Here is a 20,483-nt window from a genome sequence, read left to right as displayed (position 1 = left end):
GTGCTGGAGGGCCGACATCAGCGCCGGGTCGCCGCAGGGCATCGGAAAGTGCCGCGGATCACCGATCCCCATCGCGACACACCGATCTTGATCCTGCGCACCGCTGATGTGGTCGCCACGCCCCCCCCTCGACTTCTACCAGGCCGTCGGCCGGCGGCTGGCCTGCCAGGGAGACCAGCCATGAACGCGGCCATCGAGATCGTACCGTCCGTGCTCGACCGAATCCGCAAAACCCTGGTCGGCTTGAAGATGCCGAGAGCGTTGGAGGTCCTGGACCAAACCGTGCGTCAGCTCGAGCGCGGCGAAGCCAGTGCGCTGGAGGTCATCGACACCTTGTTCGCCGAGGAACTGACGCTGCGTGAGAACCGCCGCGTGAAGATGGCGCTGCGGATGGCCAAGCTCTCGACCATCAAGACGCTCGCAGGATTCGACTTCTCGTTCCAGCCGTCGCTCGACCGCAATCGCATTCTCGCGCTCGCCCAGCTCGACTTTGCCGACCGCCATGAGGTGATCCACTTCCTCGGCCCACCCGGAACGGGCAAGAGCCATCTCGCCACGGCGCTGGGCGTGGAGGCCGTGAAGGCCGGCCGCAGCGTCTATTTTGCAAGTCTTGCCGACATCATCGGCGCTCTGACCAAGGCCGAGCGGGAGGGGCAATTGCGCGAGCGGATTCGCTTGCTGTGCCGGACCTCGTTGCTGATTGTCGACGAAATCGGATACCTGCCCGTCATCCCCGGCGGCGGCAATTTGTTCTTCCAGCTCGTCAATGCTCGCTACGAGCGCGGCGCCATGATCCTCACCTCTAATCGCGGCTTCGCCGAATGGGGTGAGTTTTTGGCGACCCCGTGGGGGGCACGTCCGCTCCAAGGCGCCGTCCGCATAGACGCGGGTCCCGGACGGGATTATGATCTGATTGTTTTCGCCATCGACGCGGATGCCGGCGCCCCCTGCTCCTTGCGAAAGCAGGTCGGCGCGCTGGACCACAGTGTTGCCGCTGCCATAGACGTGCAGTCCCAATCCGAGCCTGGCCGTGTTGTATGTATTAGGCAGATAGGCGGTACGGTTAGCATTACGAGCGAAGAAGGGATTGTCGTTTACCAGATTCTGACCGTTGCCGTAGATCGAGTAACCGAAGGAATTGCGCCGATCGATGCTGTGGCCCATGTCCTGCAACGCGGCGAGCTCCGCCTCCATGAGGGAGGTATAATTCCGGTATTGCTGGTGGCTCATCAGGCTTTCGTGCCGACCATCCTCAGTCATCACTCGCACCGGGATACCTGGCATGGCACGGGCCAGTACTTTACTCACATGCCGGCCTGCGAAATAGCCCTGATCGCGGCTCAGGTCGAAAACGTCGTCAGCTTGCGGGTTCGCGCAGCCGGTACAATAGATTGCCTATCCAGGCTTCGCTTGTTTGCCATTGTCATCGTGCAAATGGTCGGTCCAGGCATTTATCGATTCAGGGAAATACGGTGATGTCGCCTCAGGAGAAAATGGCGAATCTTTGTACTGGCAATTCCCAACTGATGGGCCAACTCATGAATCATAACGGGTACAAGACCGATCTTCGGCGTCGTCGGTAATTGCGACGGGATGTAGGCATCGGATGAGAACCCCATCTCGCCGATCTCAACCATGCCATGCGCGCCGTAGTGCAGTTCGCCCGGATCTTGACGCGTGAGTGCCGCCTGCACCTTGGTGCCGCCGTCGGGACAGAGGCCCATGCGGTGTAACCGTTAATCCCGCCGATGTTGACGATGGCCGGCGACTGACCCGGCGTGACGTTGATGATTTCAGCCCAATGCTGGATCGCCGCAAGCGAATGATCTATTTCCCATTGCGGCAAATTCCGCAATGAAGGCCGCGCGTCGCCTGCTCGGCAACAAAAAGGGCCGTCGCCGGTGCCGAATATCCGTGCCCGTATGAAGGGCACGCCGTTCGAATCCGTGACATCGTAACTTTCAACGGCCCTACTGGGCGAACCCAGCAACGCATTAACCGCAAGCACGATGGTCGTAATTGTCTTCGTCTTCATACTACACATTCTATTCGAGGCATCGATTGCAAGCGTGCTTTGCCGTCCAACTTCGAGCGCGTGGGCACGTCAACGCGCGAGCGGAGCGGCCCGTGATTGGTTACACATTGGCCGCGCGACTTCGCGGCCATAACCCAAACGGCAGCGCTTCAAGATGAAAGGAACGCTGTTTGCTCCGGGTCCTTGATGAAATTCAAATCCGCTCACGAAAGGCGCGTCATCGCCGTCGCTGATGCCTTTGATTCAACTTCCTTAACCTCAAACTCTGGCGCATCACGCTTGGCATTTACGCCCCGCTGAGCCGAGGCGCGCCGCGCCCGGATATCACCGCCTGATGTCTGCGGCGCCGGGATGATGTCGGTCATTTTCATGGTCCATGAGCAATGCGAGCTCCTTATTTTCTCTGATCGCGCGGCGATTCTGTATTGTGCAGGAGACAATCCCGACACAGCGGCGGCTGCACGCAACTGCCAAGCAACGGAGCAAAAGCCGGGCCAATCGCCTGACGCGTCCGCGCACGCAGCCGAGCTGAAGGCAGCATGCACGCGCGGTGGCCGTTGGGTGTGAAAGCAGGCACTACCACGTTCGGCGCCCTCCAATGTTGTCGCAAACTCGCCAATGCAAAGGAGCGCAATGAACGCGCGCGCCGAAAAATTGCAGCGCGTTCGTTACTCATCTTTGCTGGCGATTGCCGCAATCAGTTCAGGGCTTGAATGTGCCCGCAAAAGGCAGGCATGTTTATGCACTCATTATTATGAGCTTCGTCATGACATGCTTCAGGCCACATGTGAGCACTGGCGCGCGGGCCGGCCACGTCAAGATAGAGGGTGCGTGAGGCAAGTGGAATGCGACGTGCGCGACCTGGCTGGTCGAAAATGCTCGGCCAGCGATCGCGCTTAAGGCGGATCGAGGATGACCAGGCAATTTAACTCGGAAGAGGCTGGAGCCGGTCCTCGTTGCAGCAGACGACCGTTTGACCAGCCGCGCCGAGTTGGGCGCCACGATCGGCAATATTCTCGAATTCTACGACTTCGGGACCTATAGCGTTTTCGCGATCCAGATCGGTGAGGCGTTCTTCCCGACGAGCGACCCGTTCGCAGCCTCATGCTGTCGCTCGTGACGTTTGGCGCAGGTTTTGTAACCAGACCGATCGGGGCCATCGTGCTCGGCTCGTACTCGGATCGGGCGCCGGCCCGCGATGAGCGCCAGCTTTGCCACGATGAGCGCCGCGATCCTGGTGTTGGCTGTTACGCCCTCCTACGAGACAATAGGAATTGCTGCTCCCTTACTAACCATTTTCGCACGTTGGTGCAGGGCTTCGCTCTCGGAGGTGAAGTCGGTCCGACTACCGCCTATTTGATAGAAGCGGCCCCGGCCGAAGCCCGCGGTCTTGCTGTCTCGTTTCAACCTGCCAGCCAACAGATAGCTGCGACCGCCGGAGCGTTGGTTGGAGAAATACTCTCCCTCACCATGACAACCGAGGCACTCAATGCGTACCGATGGCGGATCGCGCTTTTGCTCGGCGCCGGTACGCTGCCGTTCGGACTTTGGTTGCGGAGCGCCCTGTCGGAAACGTTGCACCGCCCCGAAGCCCCGGCTCTCCTCGTCCAGACTGTAAGATCGCCTGCCGCTCGCCGCATCATGAGCTTGGGATTCGTCATTTTGGCGAGCTGCACGATTATTACCTACGTCCCGCAATATCCACCTATGCGCTGAACACCCTGCAAGTTTCTGCGCCTCTCGCCTTTGCCACCACGCTCATCAGCAACACGGTAGGAAATGCTGCCGCCCTGCTGGGCGGTTGGCTCGCGGATCTGGCCGGACGCCGGCACATCATGATCTGGCCGCAGATCGCTGCGTTCCTGATGATCTATCCGGTGCTTTTGTGGATCACAGAGAGCCGCAGTGCCCTCGCACTTCTCGGAGGCCTCGGCGCGCTCACCCTGATCGGAGCGATTCCGAATAGCGCCTTCTATGTGAGTATGGCCGAAGGTTTGCCCAAGAACATTCGCGATGGCGCCTTCGCGACGATTTACGCTTTTGCGATCGCGATCTTCGGAGGCACAGCGCAAGTCGTCGTCACCTGGCTGATCCACGTTACCGGGAACGCGCTGGCGCCCGCCTGGTACATGCTTGTCGCCAGCGCGGCCGGGCTCTGTGCCATGCTGATGATGCCCGAGACCGCACCGCCCGCGACCTCGGAAAGGACCATGACCCCAGCTGCGACATCAACGCGATCAAGTTGACCCGTTAAAGAGACCGGCCTCAGCCAGTTCCGGTTGGCGATTCTCTCGTCACCCGCGATCACCCCGTCTCCGCAACCCCGACCAGCTCCGACGAAGTGATCGCTACCATCGTGCCACTGGAGACAAAGAATGGAAGCTTGGCAACACCTCGCAATTAAAGGGCCGGGGCGATTGTCCGGCCATCCGCATCAAAGGCTTACACCCTCTTTGCAAACCAAAACCTTGTCGGGGCCGCGGCATGACGGAGGCCCGGACATACTGCCGCCGCTGCCGCACCAAGCTTCCCCATCCGACCGAGAACCCGCACTCGTCGTTCTGCTGTCGTGGTTGCTGGAGGATGTTCTACGCTGCGAGGTGTCTGGTCTGCGAAGGCTCGATGGCGCGCAACGCCGGCCACCAGCTCGTTTGCTCTCGACCGGCCTGCAAGATCGAGTTCCGTGCACTGAAGCGTCACGGCGTCCTTGGCCGCTTCTACGGACCAAAAACCGCTGTTGGGCACACCCCCAGCCCGAATGTCGTCAGCGCCTCCGCAAACACCGCAAAACAAGGCGTTTGCGAGCGCGTCGACAGCGACCGAGGGTGGCGCATCTGGGCTCCTCGCTGAGCCCGTCGGAAATCCGCCTCGCGACCATCGGGTACACGGCTGCGGTGAAGGCTAGTCGTGTCGCCAACAGACGCCTTCGGGATGAGCTGGAGCGGGCCGAGATCGAGGCCAACGGTCACTTCGAGGACGCCGCGTGGCGCGAAATGACGAGCTCCCACGGCGTCCGAGCGTTCGTCGCCAGCGACAGGCGGCGGTCGGAATCGTGAATTCTCCCTCGCGACGTTCTTTCCCTTGGTCGACGAGATTCCGCGATAACACGCCGCGCAATGCCGAATTCGGGCACATCGTGGCGCCACACCTTCGACCTGACCGAGCCGACGAAGGTGTCGCAATTGATGCGCGTTGCCCGCCGCTATGCGGACCGCAAAGACCTTGCGGCCAAGGTCGAACGTTAGGCGGTGCTGGTCGCGCTGTCGCGTAGCGCGCTGCAAGAAGCGGCACGTCGTGAGTTCGAGGCGAGGATTTTGGCCGGCGAGCGCGTGAGCGCGCAGGAGGTTGCCGCGAAAACAACACGGGGCCTGAAGCGGAATGGAAGACCGCCCAAGGCTCCGGCCGCGACATCCCCGGTAACCCCTTAAATTACGGTGTTTGCGGACGCCTGTTCGACAATCGGGCTAGGTGGGTAGCCCGCCAGCCTAACCACCAACTTTCAGGCAGCACCCGCCGACGGCACTGACACCTTGCGCGGGGGATCCCGCGAAGGGGCTGTTCGTGTGTGGCGAACGCCAGCCGACGACAGCGCGGCCTGGAGCTTCCGACATCAGGGGCGTCAACTGGCGTCCGCAAGCGCCTGTCACATGACCGACTCACATTTTTTGTACTCGCCGATGTGACCTGTCCCCAAAAACCGACGGCCCCGCTCACTCGGCGAAAGAGGCCCATCGGAGGCCAAGTTCCGCGGGGCCTGCCTCCGGACCACCGGCTGGGCAGGCTGGAGCCGGCATGGACAGATTTTGTCTTGCTGGAGTAGCGCCATGAGCCGCAAGTTAAAGCGTGTGTCGTGCTGCGAGGTGTGCTGGACGATGCTGTCCGGATGGTGCCCGAAGCAAAGCGGACGTCATCGTTGAAGGCATGCCTAGCCGAAAAGATACTGGCTCTGGCCGCCGGGGCCAATCGGACACCGCTGTCTTACCGCGGCTTGCCGTGCGGGCGGTGCTGGAATCCTGCTGTAACTGCTACGGGTGTGAAGGGCAGCAACCGACCCTTGCAGCGGGCTGCGACCATCGCGGGAAGGTGATCTAAATCAAAGCCAAAGTGAATTAGCCGCGCTACGTTGCTGATAGGCCGAGTGGCCCTTCGGGCCATTGAGAGCTACGAGATGCTATGGCTGATCATGCAGAAATCATCCGCGCGAGCCGAGCAATGTCGGCAGCAGTGCAAAGACGGCTGGTCCGATCGACAAACAGCGACTACTGCGGCGTTCCGATGAATGGCCGAGGCTCGCACAGCTACCGGTGCTCGCTTCAACCGAAGACGCCTGCAGGAGTGAGCCTGACGAAGGCGACATTCTCAGGCTCCAGCAGTTCACTGAGATGCCTTTGCTCATGTGCGACCTCTTTGCTGATCGAGCTTCAGCCCCCTGACCCCACGGTCGGCCGAGAGGGAGCACTGCCCCGGCGCGCCCAACGGTCGCGCCGGGGCACATGACCTGGAGCGGAATATGCCTCGAAATAACTCAGCCTATTACCGCGCCAAGGCCGAGGATTGCCGTGCGCAGGCGGAGCGAGCGAGCCGCCCGCTCGACAAGGAGTCGTGGCAACGCCTCGCCGATGAATGGCAAAAGCTCGCAGAACACGCCGAGAGACTCGAAAATCAATAAGTCTTCGACCGATGCCCCACTTGGAAACTTGCTTAGGAATCCTGCGCAGGTTGATCGCTAAGGCGATCTGAACCGCATCCCGTTGGCTGAGAGGGCCATTAACGAATACTGGGATGTCACCCTGCCGAGGGCCCACAAGAGCGGCCTTCGGTTTGTTCAGCAACACATTCTGGCCCACGCCAATGCGGTAATGGGGGATCGCCGCTCCTTCGCCGAACGCGTACATCGAAACAAAGCTGGCGGAGTAAGGCCGCCTTGGTCGGGGTATCCGCGGAGACGTGCCAGGTGTCATCGGCGATCTTGCGGAGGCGGTGCGTCCAGTCGAGACCACGCTGCATCATTTGGCTTCGCTTAGCCAGAGCCAAGCAAAAGTCCTGCCCAGCAAGCGGCAGAGTTATTCTTACGAAATTCTTCTTTGGGGAATTCCCTGATCGACCGGGAGGGGATTGTGCGCTGGAGCTTTACCGAAGTTCCCGAAGGCGGCCATCGCATCTTCGGGCGGCCGAGCCCCGAAGAGCTGATGTCGGCCGCCTCCCGAGTTGCAGCCTAACATGCTAGCGTGTTTTGGCGTGCAATCCTGCCATCTTGTCCTGGGCTGAGATGGTACGAGCCTGCCACACGACAAGAATGGCTTGTTCTCCGGCCAAAGCGCGATGTCACCGACTCATAAGGCAATACGCCCTCCGTGATTGTCGTGCCATACCCCAACTACATCCCGTGTCGAGCAACCTGCGTCGACCGGTGCTCCGCCTCGGCAAGCCAATAGGGTGGGTGGCCGCTAACTGCGGTGCTCAACAAGGACTTACAGAATGCAGGCGTTAGCTTGCCGCGATGGATCACGACGTTCTCGTGACCCGTCGCAGCTCGGGCGTTCTGCCAGTGCCGATTGTAGCCGCGCTGTTCATTCGACTTCACGTGGCAAGCGGCGAAGTCGGCGTCATCCAGCGTCGCCAACTGCCAGGCATGTACCGGCCGTTTCGTATGAATGTGCACCCACATCGGACTGGGCATCGCACCATTGCGCCGTGCCTTACCCTGCAGCTTGATCTCGAACAGCGTCCCTGGCTCGCCCTTCAACGCGCGCGGTAGATCCGCAGGCGCCAACTCCTCAGCCGCCCGCAGCTCTTCAAGGTACTTCTGCGACGGAAAGGCGTAGGTCTTCATGCAATCGATCCTGATTTTGGCCTTTCGGTCCTGCAAAGTCTTTGCCAGCCCCTGTGCCTCGGACAACATCACCTTGAGCCGGTTTAATTTGTTGTGCACTTCGCTCACTTGCGCAGGCGTGAGTAGGCCGCGTCGACGAGGCTCCTCCAACGCGGCTACACAGGCCTGCATCTCGGCGGCCTGCTTCTGCAGGCGCTCGACGACGGTGTCCACGATGTGGTCGGCGTCCTCGGGTTTCATCTGGCGCGCTTGCGAGATGGCCCTTTGCTGACCGGGCAGATCGAATTGCAAAAGTTCGTCCAACCGCTTGAGTACTCGCGTCAGTGCCTCCTTCGACGGGGGAGCCTGCCACATCGCCAAGTGTCCGGTCGCCGACGATGACGCCCTCGCATGTGCCTCCTCCGCGCTCGCGAGTTTCTTCGTACCCAGATCGGAGAGCACGAGAACCTTGGCTGCTGGCGCCGTGCCAATGCCGGCGGTCGCGACCTGCGGCTCCGGCCGCCCAGCCGCCGAACTCCCGGCGCAAGCGGCGGGCGTGCGCTTGCCTTTCCCCTTCCTGCGCGCTGCAGTGCCTTCGGCCGCAACAGCCCTGCCGGTAGTGCTCGCCGGTGTCGAAGCTCCAGCCTCGGCCGGCGGTGCGATGTTGGCCGGCATCTTCGGCTGCACTGCCAGAAACCGCATGACCTCGTTCGCAGTGAGCCACGCGCCTTCCACGATCTGGTCCAACAGTTCCACTGGGAGGTGGGCACCTGTTCCAACGTCGCTTAGCTTGGCAACGATGTCGTCCTGCGACGCCGACGCAAATTCCGAAAGCCGCTCCATGACTCCTTCCAGAACGGCGCAGTGCTCTGCGTCGAGTGCCTGTCCTTTGCTGTATAGAACAGCGTCGGACGTCGAGACGAATGCCGGAAAAACATCCTCGATGAAGGTTCCGAGCAGACGCGCCCGCCCGTTCTCACCAATGAGGATTTTTCTCACGGCTGGTTCGAACTCGCTCGCCTGCTGCTCAATCATGAACTGCGCGAGAGCGATCCGCGATTGCAGATGCATGCACTTCGTATTGAGTGCCCAGCCGGCGTGCAGCCGCAGTGCCGCCTCTTCGCCCTGCCGCATCCGGGGCGTTGTACTTGGTAGGTTGGCGGTGGCCGCGCAGACGGACTGCATCCGTTCCGAGCGCAATGCCTTCTTTCCCCACCACTCTATGCAGGCCAAGTACTGTTTCGCCACAGTGGAAACCGCTCGGCTGAGCTGGTCGGGCGAAGCGTTGGATTTGCGGAGCGCGTCGAGCACGGATGCCGCACCCTTCCTGCTCTTCTCCAAGGCGTAGATGGTCCGGGTGGCCAGCATGTTGCATTCGTCCGCCGCCTCGAGTGCCACGTCGCGGATTCGGCGAGCCTGATCGTCGGGCACAATGCTACGTGCCAAATCTGGGGGCAGACTCGCGTAGTACTCCAGAACTGTTGAGCCTGCCTTGACGACTTGATCGATCAGCTCTTGCGCCTGTGACGAGTCCTGGACTTGCTTGGCCGCATTACGACAAGCCTCAAATTCCTCAAGCAGGCTGTCCATTTTCCGCTTTGTTGCTTTGATCTCGTCGCCCCTCGAGGAAACGGGGACTGCCAGACGCGATGTTGGCGGGTGGCTGGCGAGTGGCGCCGTTGCACCTTGAGGCCCGGAGCGCATCCGCTCCAGGACGGAGTCGAAAGATTGGCTGCCTTCCCCAGGGGCGAGACTGGAATCCGAGGGCGCATTGCTTGATCCCCCGCGCTGTCGGCTCCTGCAGTCCCAACGTGCGATTTGCCAGGTCGGCCAATGCCCGTCATATTCATCTCCGATACAGTCGAGAATGCGCAGCCTATCTAGATAGAGCACCTGGCTGACGATTGGCTGACGAAGGTCGTTCTCCCGGACGCACAAGAAAATCCGAATGACCATCGTTCCAATTCCATGGAAGCTGCCCTGGTGAAGCTCATATGCAGCACGTTTGAGGACCGGGTTCGAGAGCCCGGCAGATTGCGAATCCATCTCATCGCGCAAAGCCGGGGCGGATAACGGAGGTCCCATGAGATTGCGAACTACCATTCATGGGAGCACCTGTACGCGCATCTTCGGACCTATACGAGATCCAGTGCCAAGGCTGCCGAAGGCGGTAACGAATTCCGGAGGCTGGATATGGCGTTCTGCAACGTTCTGGCCGGAAACTGATGCTTTCTCTTAAGGCCTTCTGTCGTCCTCCCTGAGAGCCTGACTGAAAAAAGGAGTGAGTGATTTCGGTCGGCTGTGATTCCTTCGGATTTGCGAAGATTCGAGGGAGGGCACGATGCCGTGGACCAAAATCACTCGTGTTCAGTATCAGCGTAGTGGACTGCGTTACGCAAGCGATCTGACCGATGCGGAGTGGGCGCTGATTGCCCGGAAGATGCCGCGGCGACGGCGGCTCGGGCGACCGCGGCAGGTCGATTTGCGCGAGGTGGTGCAGGCGATCTTCTACATTTTGTCCACCGGCTGCCAGTGGCGGGCTTTGCCAAGCGAGTTCCCGCCGTACTCGACGGTCCAGAGCTATTTTTATGCTTGGCGCGATACCGGCAGGTGGCACAGGATCGTCAGGGCTCTGGTGCGACAGGCGCGGCGAAAACTCGGCCGCAAGCTGACACCGACGGCAGCCGTCATCGACAGCCAAAGTGCTTCGACGACACAAGCCGGCGGACCGCGTGGCTTCGATCCGGGCAAACGGGTTCATGGACGCAAACGGCACATCGTCACCGATACCAACGGTCTTCTGCTGGCCGTCCACGTTCATCCCGCCAATGTTCAGGATGTCCATGGTGCGGTCCCCCTGCTGGAGCGCGTGCGAGATCGCTTTCCCAAGCTGCGTCACGTCTTTGCGGACCGGGTTTATCGCGGAAAACAGCTCGTGGAAGCGCTCTCCCATTGCGGGCCGTGGACCATCGAAATCGTTCAGCGCCCGCCCGGGGTCAAAGGCTTCCAGCTCTTGCCTCGACGCTGGGTCGTCGAACGCACCTTCGCCTGGTTCGGAAGATGCCGACGCCTCGCCAGAGACTTCGAGGGCTCCGCCGCCACCGAAGTCGCCTGGCTTCTCATTGCCCACGTCAGGCTCCTCACCCGACGCCTCGCCACGCCCTCCAAATGCTGACCGCTTTTTGAGTCAGACTCTGAGGAGGCGCTAGCAGTCTGCTGAAAAACGTGAGGAATGAAGCGTTTTTTTCTGTTGCGGAGGCCTCGTTGGGCTGGCGCGTCCGGGAGGCTAGGTCTGGGCTGGCTAGGCTGCAGCCAGTTTGGGGATGCGGATCAGATTATAGGCGATCAGATTGAGCAGGAAATCGGCGGCGACGCGACCGATGCCGCGATGTTTGGTCTTGCGCATGGTATTTCGACCTCTCGCCCGGATGTAGTTGCAATCATGAAGGCGCACGACTTGTGGTAGATCGAGCTGAAGGCTGTGGGCAAAGGCTATGAGAGCTGTCTGGCTCGCGTGGCTCGTGCTCGTTGTGTCGGTCTCGCAGGCCTGGTCCTGGGGCAGGAAGGCCATGCAATTGTCGCGAGATCGCACGGCGACGGCTCGATCCCGCCACGCTCGGCAAAATCGAGGGCCTGCTTGCGCAGGAAGCTCCTGCTCTTGATCACCCCAACGTAACACTTGCTTCGATCGCCAGTTGGGCTGACGAGTACCGTGCCGACCATAAGGATACGGCAGGATGGCATTTCGTGGATACCGGATGATGATCAACCTACGATCCGGATGATGACCTCGCGCAACTCTGGTTCGATGAAGGGCGGGCAGACCAAGCGCGCACTAGATGTCGGCTTCCCTGGCGGCGACCAACGCTGCAACCCTCGTGCACCCCGTCCTGATCGGGCGCATTTTTTTCTCTTCCGCGAGCGCGTGCGTATGACTTGCTCGATTGATTCACATCAATGCCGTGCTGTGCTATTTATGATCAGAAACGCAAGGAGGCGAGATCGACCGGGTGGCTGCGCTCCTGAGGGGCTTGCGTCATTGATCCAGCACCTAACGATCGCGGGAGCTTTACCTCACAATCAGATCTAGCTGGATTTCCGCGCGCCATCATCGGCGCGCCGATTCGAAACATTCAATCTCCAGCCGCTGCACGCCGGAGAACTTATGTGCTTTGCTCTCCTCTCGTCAAAGCTTAATCCAACGCAGCAGGGCGAACGCCTTTTCGCTGCGAGCCTGCATTGCCGGTCGAAAGCAGCGCCCTATCTCCTCAACGACGGCGGACGGTCGGGCAGGAAGATCGTCCGTTTGGACGAGACGAAGGCTTTGGGGAAGCCGCCATGCACATGGCATAGGATGGGTCGGGAGAAAGATGGGCTCGAGCTGATCTCCCTACTGACAGCGCATCAATCAATGAGCGAGCAAGGACATCAGGCCATGGGACGTATGAACGAGAAGGTCATTCTGGTGACCGGCGGAGCTCGCGGGCTGGGTGCAGCTCATGCGCGCCTGCTAGTCATCTGGAACGCAAGTTCGTCACATTAGTTGATAGCTCGAATCTCTACAGAGGAGAGTGCGAGTGGCGAATGCAGGTGAGCGAGGCCGGGGCCGATCGCGCCGTTAGTGCTGAGTGCGCAGGAGCGGGCGTACTTGGAGAGACAAGTTCGTCGTCATCGCGTAGCCCGGTCGCTATCTGAGCGATGCCGTGCGATCCTGCGGTGTGCGGATGGCTTGCCAAGCAAGTCCGTAGCTGCCGAACTCGGCCTTCACGAACATACCGTTGGTAAGTGGCGTCGCCGGTTTTTGAAGGATCGCTGTGATGGCCTGCTTGACGAAGCGCGACCTGGCCGTGCTCGCACCATCAACGACGATCAGGTTGCCGCCGTGATCGAGCGGACGCTGCGGACGACGCCAGCCGACGCGAGGCACTGGTCGATCCGCTCGATGGCGGCGGAAACCGGCTTCTCTCACACCACGATCCGCCGAATGTGGACGGCGTTCGGCTTGCAGCCGCACCGCAGCCAGACATTCAAGCTGTCGAGCGATCCGCTGTTCGTCGACAAGGTGCGCGATATCGTCGGCCTTTATCTATCCCCACCGAACCGTGCGCTCGTCCTCAGCATCGATGAGAAAAGCCAGATTCAGGCGCTCGATCGCGAGCAGCCGGTCTTGCCGATGATGCCTGGCGTGCCGGAACGGCGCACGCACAGCTATGTGCGGCACGGTACGACCTCGCTTTTTGCCGCGCTCGACGTCGCCTCGGGGTTCGTCATCGGCAAATGCTACAAGCGGCAAAGGGCAGTCGAATTCTTGAAGTTCGTCAAAGAGATCGACGCTCAAATCCCTGAGGGGCTCGCTGTCCATATCGTCATGGATAACTACGCCACCCACAAGACACGCAAGATCAAAGCGTGGCTTGCGCGCCGGCCGCACTATCATGTCCACTTCACACCAACTTCCGCGTCATGGATCAATCAGGTCGAGCGCTGGTTCGCTGAACTCACCAGAAAGCAAATCCAGCGAGGTGTTCACACCTCCGTCAGGCAGCTCGAGGCCGACATCCGTACCTTCATCGACCTGCACAACAGAAACCCGAAGCCCTTCAAATGGACCAAGTCAGCCGATCAGATTTTGGCTTCCGTCAAACGCTTCTGCCACAAAGCTCAACAGACTTTATGCGGCGAACTTTAGATTCACGTGACTAGTAGCCGAGAGCGCTAAGGTCGTAATTACTGATATTCTTCACGCAGAAGGGGAAACTCTCGCTGCTGAACTAGGCACTTCCGCCATCTACGTGCGCCAGGACGTCACCCAGCCGGCGGAGTGGGCCAGGGCGGTCGCGGTCGCCGAAAGCAGCTTCGGCGCGCTGCATGGGTTGGTCAACAATGCTGGGATCGCCAGCATGGCCCCCCATCGAGCAGCTCTCGCTCGATCAGTGGAATAGAACCATTGCCGTCAATTTAACCGGTGTGTTCCTCGGAATGCAGGCGCGGCCCTGCCGGCAATTCGGCGCGCGGGCGGCGGTTCGATCGTCAACATCTCATCGGTCGAGGGGCTGCGGGGCACTGCCGGGCTTCATGCCTATGCGGCTTCTAAGTTCGGCGTGCGGGGCATAACAAAGTCTGCTGCGCTGGAGGCAGCCGCCTCTGGCGTCCGCGTCAACTCGATTCATCCCGGCTTCATTACCACGCCCACTACCGAGCGTTTCGATCCCTCTCTTTTCCCTATTCCTCTGGGCCGGGCAGGCTGCCCGCAGGACGTGTCGCATGCAGCCTTATTCCTACTCAGCGACGAGTCCAGCTATTTTACCGGTTCCGAGATCGTCGTCGATGGCGGTTTGACGATCGGCGTTCCGCACAGATGGCAGGCAGCCGAGAATATCTTTTGATGAATACCAACTGACAGTCTAAGCCAGGGCAACAAAAAGCTGCGGTTCGCCGTCTCAGCTCTCGGGATCTTCGGACCGTATGGCCAACGGTAACGTCTCCGGCGGATCGCAGTTGGCGCCAGCAGCAGCGGAGGCGCCCGCAAAGCGCGAAGAGTGCTTGCAGCTGGAGCAGAAGGAGCTCTTGCGGGCGCCGCATTTGGGTGAAGCGAGCGAGAAGACCAGGTTCTGCCTGCGCGGGAGCGGGACGACGCTCGACGAGAAGAGCATTGAGAACTGCGCGCTTGTTGAACAAGGCGACGAACCAGCGCTTTGTGGATGGCATAGCGTAATGCGCGCCGTGGGTTCTCGTGTGCTAACTGGGCTCCAGCGTGGGCCACACTTGCTGGGTCGCAGGCACCTTCGAACTGGTCGGCGGCAGGCGCACGGATGGGGCCAACACGCGAGGAGCACGCTGCGCAATTGCCACTATTTAGGCGGGCGGTTCGCGCCAGCAGTTGGGGTTCGGCTACATCGAAGGCGTCACCGACGACTACCAGCGTCATGGCACGACCACCCTGTTTGCCGCCCTCAACGTGCTCGACGGCGCAATCATCGCTCAATGCAAACCCCGCCATCGCCACCCGGAGTTCCTCGCCTTCCTGCGTCATATCGAAGCTAACGTGCCGGCCCAACTGGACATCCATCTCATCGTCGACAACTACGCCACTCACAAGCATCCCAAAGTCAGGGCCCGGCTCGCCCGCCGTCCGCGTTGGCACATTCACTTCACGCCAACCTACGCCTCCTGGCTCAACCAGGTCGAACGCTTCTTCGCGCTCATCACCCAACGCGCCATCCGGCGGGGATCGTTCGATTCCACCGCCGATCTCGTCAAAAAAATCGACCGCTTTATCCGCAGCCACAATGCAAATTCACGCCCCTTCATGTGGACCGCTGCCGCCGACTCCATCCTCCAAAAACTCGCGCGACTTTGTCAGCGAATTTCCGGGGCAGAACACTAGAGGGAACATTCTCACCAATGTTTTCCGACTGGAGTGTTAGCTACGGAGACGGGATAGTTGGTGATTGAATGAAGCGATCCTGATGGAACCTTTGGACCGGTTGGCGATCCGCAACTGCATCTATCGGTACTGCCGCTGCATGGCCCGGGCCAGCAAGGCCATGCTGCGCCGCTCCTATCGACCCCACGATCGGCATGGCATCTATTCCGGGCCTGCGGAGGGCTCCTGCCTCCCCGCGCGAGAGGTGCTCAAAAGCGCGCCCGCAGTATCCACCAGTTCGGCCAGTTATGACAGAACTGGTCGGCCCGACGCGCGCCGCTCTGCGACGTGCTTCCTTGTCATGCAGCGCGGCGGCAAGGATGGGCCCGTGCGGCAGTTCCGATCGGGCGACGCTGTTGCGGCTCGTTCGACAAGCGCGGCGGGGAGTGGTGCATTGAGGATTGTTCGACTGGGCCGAGGAGCAGTCGTTGTAGCCTCAGACCGAGGCCGCGCGCTGTGGCCGGCGCCTGCTGAGTGGAGCGCGGCCGTCCGACGATCCGATTTGCGAAACTCCGGCCGCTGCCCTCGATCGCCGCAAGCAGGATCCGCGTGCTCGCGCGTATCAGGTCCGGCGCACATCATCGCGCGCCAAGTAACTGGAGACCCCAATTTCCAAGCGGCACGCTGCTTGCTTCATTCGCGGTGCCATCACCGATTGCCAGCTCGAAGGCGCTTGGTTGTGGATCGGGAAAGCGCCGCGGAGTGTTTGATGCGATCTTGGAGAGCGACAACGGTTGCGCTGGTCGAAAACGGTGCAGCCAATTCGGCGAACCCTTGGGCCAGCAGCACAAGTGCCACCGACCCTGCGGAGCTGGTCCGGAGGATGTATTGGCGGGCACGTCGACGGTGGTTACGGCCAAAAACCCTTCAGCAATCCCTACGGTCCGTCCGTTTATGGCGTCGTCAATACTCCTGTGTTCCTGGCAGGCGGCCGGATCGGCTACAACTGGCAGAGGAATAGGTCGGTGTTTGGCCCCACTGCTAGCGGTGCAGTCTGCAACGGCACAAATACCTGCCTCGCCGGCTCCGGCACGATAGTGAGCGCAAACTGCAAGGCAAACCCAAATGTCTTTGTAACTGGCGCCGGTCATCTCGGTTACGCTTTTGGCGCGCAGGGCCACACGCTGACCTACCTTAAGGGAGGCGTGGCTTGGCAAAACAATCCAGATGACGTCATCAATAACAACGAGTTTGGCCAATATCGGCGCCGGCGAGCGCGACTTCTACAAGGCGCTCGACGAGGTCTTTCCCGGCACACGCCACCAGCGAGGCTGGGTGCACAACACCGTGAACGTCCTGGACATGGTCCCACTCTCCGTGCAGGCCACCATGCAAGAAGAGTTCTGCGAGGTCCATTGGGCGCGAACCGAGCGTCCGCCGAAGCGGTGATCGACGTCTTCGCCGAGAAGTATTGCGCCAGTACGGCTGGGCGGTCGAATGCCTGGTGAAGGATCGCGACGCACTGCTGGCCTTCTACGATTTTCTTCCCGAACGTTGGGATCACTTGCGCACCACCAATCCCATCGAGAGCGTGTTCGCCACCGGGTCGATACGGGACCGCGCGGACGAAGCGCTCTTTGTCGCCAACCACCGCTGAAATGGACCCGCGGAGCGGGACCGACCGCGGTCTGGATGACCGCCGTGCTGATGCCGGCCTCCCGCAGCGCCTTCTCATGCGCGTCCATGCAGGCCCCGCAGCCGTTGATGGCGCTTACCGCCAGCGACCACAGCTCGAAATCGGCCTTGTCCACGCCGGGATTGCCGATGACGTTCATGCGTAGCCGCGTCGGCATCGTCTTGTATTCCGGGTTGGCGGAGAGGTGAACGAAGCGGTAGTAGACGTTGTTCATCGCCATCACCGAGGCTGCGGATTTCGCCGCCGCGACCGCGGCCGGCGTCATCACGACAGCTACCGCAGATTCCATTGCGGCGATCACTACAGGATTGCGGGCGGCAATTGCGGTGGCGAGCAACAGCCCGTGTTTCCTCTGCGGTGATAGCGTCTCATCTGATATCATCGACGCCAGGTTCAGTCTGACGTCCTTGGCGAAATCGGGGATCTGGTCCATCAACTGCTCAATTGACATGATGCCTCAAGCAACCTTCAGCGTTTCGCCGCCGATCTCGCGGTTGCAGGGGCAGAGCTCGTCGGTCTGCAGAGCATCCAACACGCGCAGCGTGTCCTTCGGGTTTCGGCCGACATTGAGGTTGGTCGCGTAGACATGCTGGATCGTGTTGTCTGGGTCCGCGATGAATGTGTAGCGATAGGCGACGCCGTCCGGCGAACGCACTTCAAGACCATCGACCAGCCCGCCCTTGGTGTCGGCAAACTGCCAGATCGGCAGATGGTTCAGGTCCTTGTGTGAGCGTCGCCAAGCCAGCTTGCAGAACTCGTTGTCAGTCGAGCCGCCCAGCACGACCGCGTCGCGGTCGGCGAAATCCTTCGACAGCCGGGCAAACTCGGCGATCTCGGTTGGGCAGACGAAGGTGAAATCCTTCGGATAGAAGAAAATGATCTTCCATTTCCCAGGGAAGCTGTTTTCCGTCAGCGTCTCGAGCGCGCTCTGCCCGCTCTCTTCGTGCAGATGAAAACCGGGCTTCACGCCTGTGATTTCGAACGGCGGCAACTTACTTCCAATTCCAAGCATATCGTCCTCACAAGTTTGCTTCGCGCGGGAAGCGATGATACCGGCCCCAAGTCAAGCAAGCGATGTGCCAGGAGATCTCGCGGTTCAACTGGCGGAAATGCGACAATCGGATGCTCGCCGCGGCGATATCTCGGTCCGTAATTGGGCAGAATGGGCCATTATCTTACATCGATAACGGAGCATGATGCCGTGCGCATGCGGCAGCTTGCGTGCGCGCGAAAGCCATGCGCGCAACTTAAGAGGCCGTACAATCTTGGGCCTTGATAAAATGAACCTACCGCGGCAAATCCTGCTAGGCCGCATGATCACCCTTAACGAGGCGCACGAGGACCACTCACGTGACGTGGAGCGGAATCCGGCAGTGACGGCTTTTTTCCATCGATCGTGGTGGATAATCTCGGGGCAAGATCGGCGATGCTCTCAGCCGTGATGAAACTGTCGGATGGGAACATCACTAAATCGTCGTGACCGGATGGATTGCGCGCAGATGCGCGGCGGCGGGGGATGTCGCGCCATCATCCCTCTACGACCTGGCGCTCGCACCACAGCGTTGTGCCAACATCCCCGGTGAAAGTCCGCCAGTCGACAAGGCATTTTCCGGGGACGGTCGTGAGGAGCGGTACACCAGCGATGATCGCATCAATAAATTCGTCGCGCAGGCCCCCGCCGAACCTCCTTCTTGGACAATTTGTTAATCACGAGGAGATCGACGCCGCTTGATCGCGTGGGCCACCACAACGGTAGCATCGGTAAGCCTATTAGCACCAAGCTTGCAGAACATGGCGCCGCTGCCGGGTGTGCTCGCATATCGAAATCTCGTGCCCCGTCGCAATGTCCAGCGCGAGCATGGTTCTCATGCCGTCGCGCCCTTCAGGTTTGCTGAACGAAGCCGCCGACGTGCACGCCTTGCCGCATGAGACTCCTGGGGTAAGTCGGCGAGCAGCTCACAAGCGTCCTGTTTCGCCGGTAGAGGATTGCCGCGACGCGCTTCGGATCGATGTCGGCAAGCTTGGTGATCATGACCGTGATCCTCTAGAGCGGGATGGGATTAGATTGAATCGATTGAGGATTCCCAAATCAGATCGGTTCTGATTCAACATGCTGGCTGGGAAGGAGGCCGGCATGGATGGGGCGAGCGTATTCGACTGATCTGCGTGAGCGCGTGGTTGACGCCGTCTGCGAGGGCGGCCTGTCGTGCCATCAGGCGGCGGCGCAATTTGGTGTAGGCATCAGCACGGCCATTCTCTGGGTGCAGCGCTTTCGCCGGACCGGCAGCGTCGAGCCGGATCAGATCGGCGGCTACAAGCCGAAGAAGATTTCGGGAAAGCATCGTGATTGGCTGGTGCAACGGTGCCGGACGGCGGATTTCACCTTGCGCGGGCTGGTGGCCGAGCTTGCCGAGCGTGGTCTGAAGGTCGATTACCGGACGCTGTGGAACTTCGTCCACGCCGAGAAGCTCAGTCACAAAAAAAGACGCTGATTGCTGCCGAGCAGGACCGTCCCGATGTTGCCCGTCGGCGGACGCAATGGAGCAAATATCGGGAGCGGATCGATCCGTCTCGCCTGGTGTTCATCGACGAGACCTGGACCAAAACCAATATGGCGCCGCTGCGGGGCTGGGCGCCGCGCGGTCAAAGGCTCAAGGCCAAGGTGCCACATGGCCACTGGCAGACCATGACCTTCCTGGCCGCCTTGCGCCACGATCGCGTCACGGCCCCGTGGCTCGTCAATGGACCGATCAATGGCGAAACCTTTCAAACCTACGTCGAAAAGGTTCTAGTCCCGACATTGCCGCCCGGCGACATCGTGATCATGGACAACCTCGGCCCGCACAAGGGCAAGGCCGTACGTCGCGCCATCCGTGCCGCCGGTGCACGGTTGTTCTTCCTACCGAAATACTCACCCGATCTGAACCCGATCGAGCAGTTCTTCGCCAAACTCAAGCATTGGCTTCGCAAAGCCGCAAAGCGGACCACCGAGGCTGTCTACGATGCCATTGGTCCGATCCTCGACACTGTCACACCCGCCGAGTGCTCAAACTACTTCACCAACGCCGGATATGGTCAAACCTAATCTCATCACGCTCTAATTGCTCATTCCGCGCTCGGGCGCTGTGCCGGCGTAGAACGCGCGATATCTACTCTGGCGGTCCAGGGCCGTGAACCAGCGAGACGCCCTTTGGCCTGGACAAATATACCGATTCCATAATCGAGCCTTAGGCATAGCGAGCGGCGCGTTATGCCGCCGTGCTGGAGATCGCTGCCCACACCTTTAGCCCGTACGCTGAACTGCGCATGGACGCAAAGCTAGCGGCGTCTATCACGAAGGTGACTGCGGATCCGGCCTGGTGTGGCTGTCCTCACGCGCTCTCCTTGCGCTGCATTTCTCGATCAACGTTGCGGTGAGAATTACCGCAAGGCCCAACATCACGATGCCGGCGGCAAGCCAGCTTGGTAACGGAGGCCTTCCGGAGCGGCTTGACCACGAAAGAGAGCGCGTGTCCCCCCACGAGAGCGGGAAGGTGAGGGGTGCTTCCGGCCCAGGGAGATGCGAGGATCCCGC

Annotated in this window: 13 protein-coding genes and 8 pseudogenes; 12 read left to right on the top strand and 9 right to left on the bottom strand. The window is 60.6% G+C overall.

Going from position 1 to position 20,483, the window contains the following annotated elements:
* Positions 1-180 precede the first annotated feature (180 nt).
* Positions 181-881: pseudogene (gene istB, locus ACZIRK_RS42330) on the top strand (IS21-like element helper ATPase IstB); the annotation flags it as partial.
* 73 nt (positions 882-954) lie between these two features.
* Positions 955-1,476, top strand: coding sequence for a hypothetical protein (locus ACZIRK_RS42325; protein WP_474419581.1), 522 nt, complete (start codon positions 955-957; stop codon positions 1,474-1,476).
* Here ACZIRK_RS42325 and ACZIRK_RS42320 read toward each other — a convergent pair.
* Complete coding sequence (locus ACZIRK_RS42320; protein ID WP_130231077.1) at positions 1,452-1,724, bottom strand: hypothetical protein; 273 nt, start codon at positions 1,722-1,724, stop codon at positions 1,452-1,454. The two genes, ACZIRK_RS42325 and ACZIRK_RS42320, sit on opposite strands and share 25 nt — an antisense overlap.
* Positions 1,725-2,238: 514 nt before the next feature.
* Positions 2,239-2,400, bottom strand: coding sequence for a hypothetical protein (locus ACZIRK_RS42315; RefSeq protein ID WP_165421398.1), 162 nt, complete (start codon positions 2,398-2,400; stop codon positions 2,239-2,241).
* Positions 2,401-2,975: 575 nt separating this feature from the next.
* On the opposite strand from ACZIRK_RS42315, the pseudogene ACZIRK_RS42310 reads away from it, so the two are divergent.
* From ACZIRK_RS42310 to ACZIRK_RS42300, 3 genes and pseudogenes are all read left to right on the top strand, one after another.
* Positions 2,976-4,281, top strand: a pseudogene (locus tag ACZIRK_RS42310) (MFS transporter).
* A gap of 870 nt (positions 4,282-5,151) precedes the next feature.
* A complete protein-coding gene (locus ACZIRK_RS42305; protein ID WP_283807049.1) occupies positions 5,152-5,280 on the top strand; it encodes a hypothetical protein in 129 nt (42 codons plus the stop codon).
* Positions 5,281-7,122: 1,842 nt separating this feature from the next.
* Positions 7,123-7,254, top strand: a pseudogene (locus ACZIRK_RS42300) (AhpC/TSA family protein); the annotation flags it as partial.
* Between the two features lie 158 nt (positions 7,255-7,412).
* Here ACZIRK_RS42300 and ACZIRK_RS42295 read toward each other — a convergent pair.
* Entirely contained in the window at positions 7,413-9,437 is a 2,025-nt protein-coding gene (locus ACZIRK_RS42295; RefSeq protein WP_474419579.1) for a hypothetical protein, read from the bottom strand.
* Between the two features lie 751 nt (positions 9,438-10,188).
* Here ACZIRK_RS42295 and ACZIRK_RS42290 point away from each other — a divergent pair.
* Positions 10,189-11,022, top strand: a complete 834-nt coding sequence (locus ACZIRK_RS42290; RefSeq protein ID WP_130230715.1) for an IS5 family transposase — start codon at positions 10,189-10,191, stop codon at positions 11,020-11,022.
* 126 nt (positions 11,023-11,148) lie between these two features.
* On the opposite strand, the gene ACZIRK_RS42285 is transcribed toward ACZIRK_RS42290, so the two are convergent.
* A complete protein-coding gene (locus ACZIRK_RS42285; protein WP_130230717.1) occupies positions 11,149-11,418 on the bottom strand; it encodes a hypothetical protein in 270 nt (89 codons plus the stop codon).
* Here ACZIRK_RS42285 and ACZIRK_RS42280 point away from each other — a divergent pair.
* From ACZIRK_RS42280 to ACZIRK_RS42265, 4 genes and pseudogenes are all read left to right on the top strand, one after another.
* Positions 11,376-11,609 (top strand): S1/P1 nuclease, encoded by a 234-nt coding sequence (locus ACZIRK_RS42280; RefSeq protein WP_165421509.1) that lies wholly within the window; start codon positions 11,376-11,378, stop codon positions 11,607-11,609. The genes ACZIRK_RS42285 and ACZIRK_RS42280 overlap by 43 nt on opposite strands.
* Before the next feature lie 815 nt (positions 11,610-12,424).
* A pseudogene (locus ACZIRK_RS42275) lies at positions 12,425-13,536 on the top strand (IS630 family transposase).
* 22 nt (positions 13,537-13,558) lie between these two features.
* A pseudogene (locus ACZIRK_RS42270) lies at positions 13,559-14,233 on the top strand (SDR family oxidoreductase); the annotation flags it as partial.
* Between the two features lie 512 nt (positions 14,234-14,745).
* Positions 14,746-15,234, top strand: a pseudogene (locus ACZIRK_RS42265) (IS630 family transposase); the annotation flags it as partial.
* A gap of 617 nt (positions 15,235-15,851) precedes the next feature.
* On the opposite strand, the gene ACZIRK_RS42260 reads toward ACZIRK_RS42265, so the two are convergent.
* Positions 15,852-16,472, bottom strand: a complete 621-nt coding sequence (locus ACZIRK_RS42260; protein WP_130230721.1) for a hypothetical protein — start codon at positions 16,470-16,472, stop codon at positions 15,852-15,854.
* Between ACZIRK_RS42260 and ACZIRK_RS42255 the strand changes: the two are divergent.
* A pseudogene (locus ACZIRK_RS42255) lies at positions 16,450-16,874 on the top strand (transposase); the annotation flags it as partial. The gene ACZIRK_RS42260 and the pseudogene ACZIRK_RS42255 sit on opposite strands and share 23 nt — an antisense overlap.
* Before the next feature lie 18 nt (positions 16,875-16,892).
* Here the strand turns inward: ACZIRK_RS42255 and ahpD are convergent.
* From ahpD to ACZIRK_RS42235, 4 genes and pseudogenes are all read right to left on the bottom strand, one after another.
* Positions 16,893-17,360: pseudogene (gene ahpD / locus ACZIRK_RS42250) on the bottom strand (alkylhydroperoxidase, AhpD family); the annotation flags it as partial.
* A 6-nt stretch (positions 17,361-17,366) separates the two neighbouring features.
* Positions 17,367-17,921, bottom strand: a complete 555-nt coding sequence (locus ACZIRK_RS42245) for a peroxiredoxin (RefSeq protein WP_028168808.1) — start codon at positions 17,919-17,921, stop codon at positions 17,367-17,369.
* Positions 17,922-18,436: 515 nt separating this feature from the next.
* The gene (locus tag ACZIRK_RS42240) at positions 18,437-18,580 is read right to left on the bottom strand and encodes a DUF2478 domain-containing protein (RefSeq protein ID WP_394570405.1); all 144 of its coding nucleotides are present in this window, start codon (positions 18,578-18,580) and stop codon (positions 18,437-18,439) included.
* A gap of 211 nt (positions 18,581-18,791) precedes the next feature.
* Positions 18,792-18,941: a hypothetical protein gene (locus tag ACZIRK_RS42235; protein WP_165421643.1), complete on the bottom strand. Its 150-nt coding sequence runs from the start codon at positions 18,939-18,941 to the stop codon at positions 18,792-18,794.
* 106 nt (positions 18,942-19,047) lie between these two features.
* Here ACZIRK_RS42235 and ACZIRK_RS42230 point away from each other — a divergent pair.
* A protein-coding gene (locus ACZIRK_RS42230; protein ID WP_474419576.1) for an IS630 family transposase occupies positions 19,048-19,994 on the top strand; the annotation gives its coding sequence in 2 pieces (ribosomal slippage) (positions 19,048-19,386 and positions 19,389-19,994; 945 coding nt in all).
* Positions 19,995-20,483: the final 489 nt, after the last annotated feature.

The organism is Bradyrhizobium sp. Leo114, from assembly GCF_055229415.2.
Note: the sequence above shows the minus strand (reverse complement) of the source record. Positions and strands in the feature narration are given on the sequence as shown.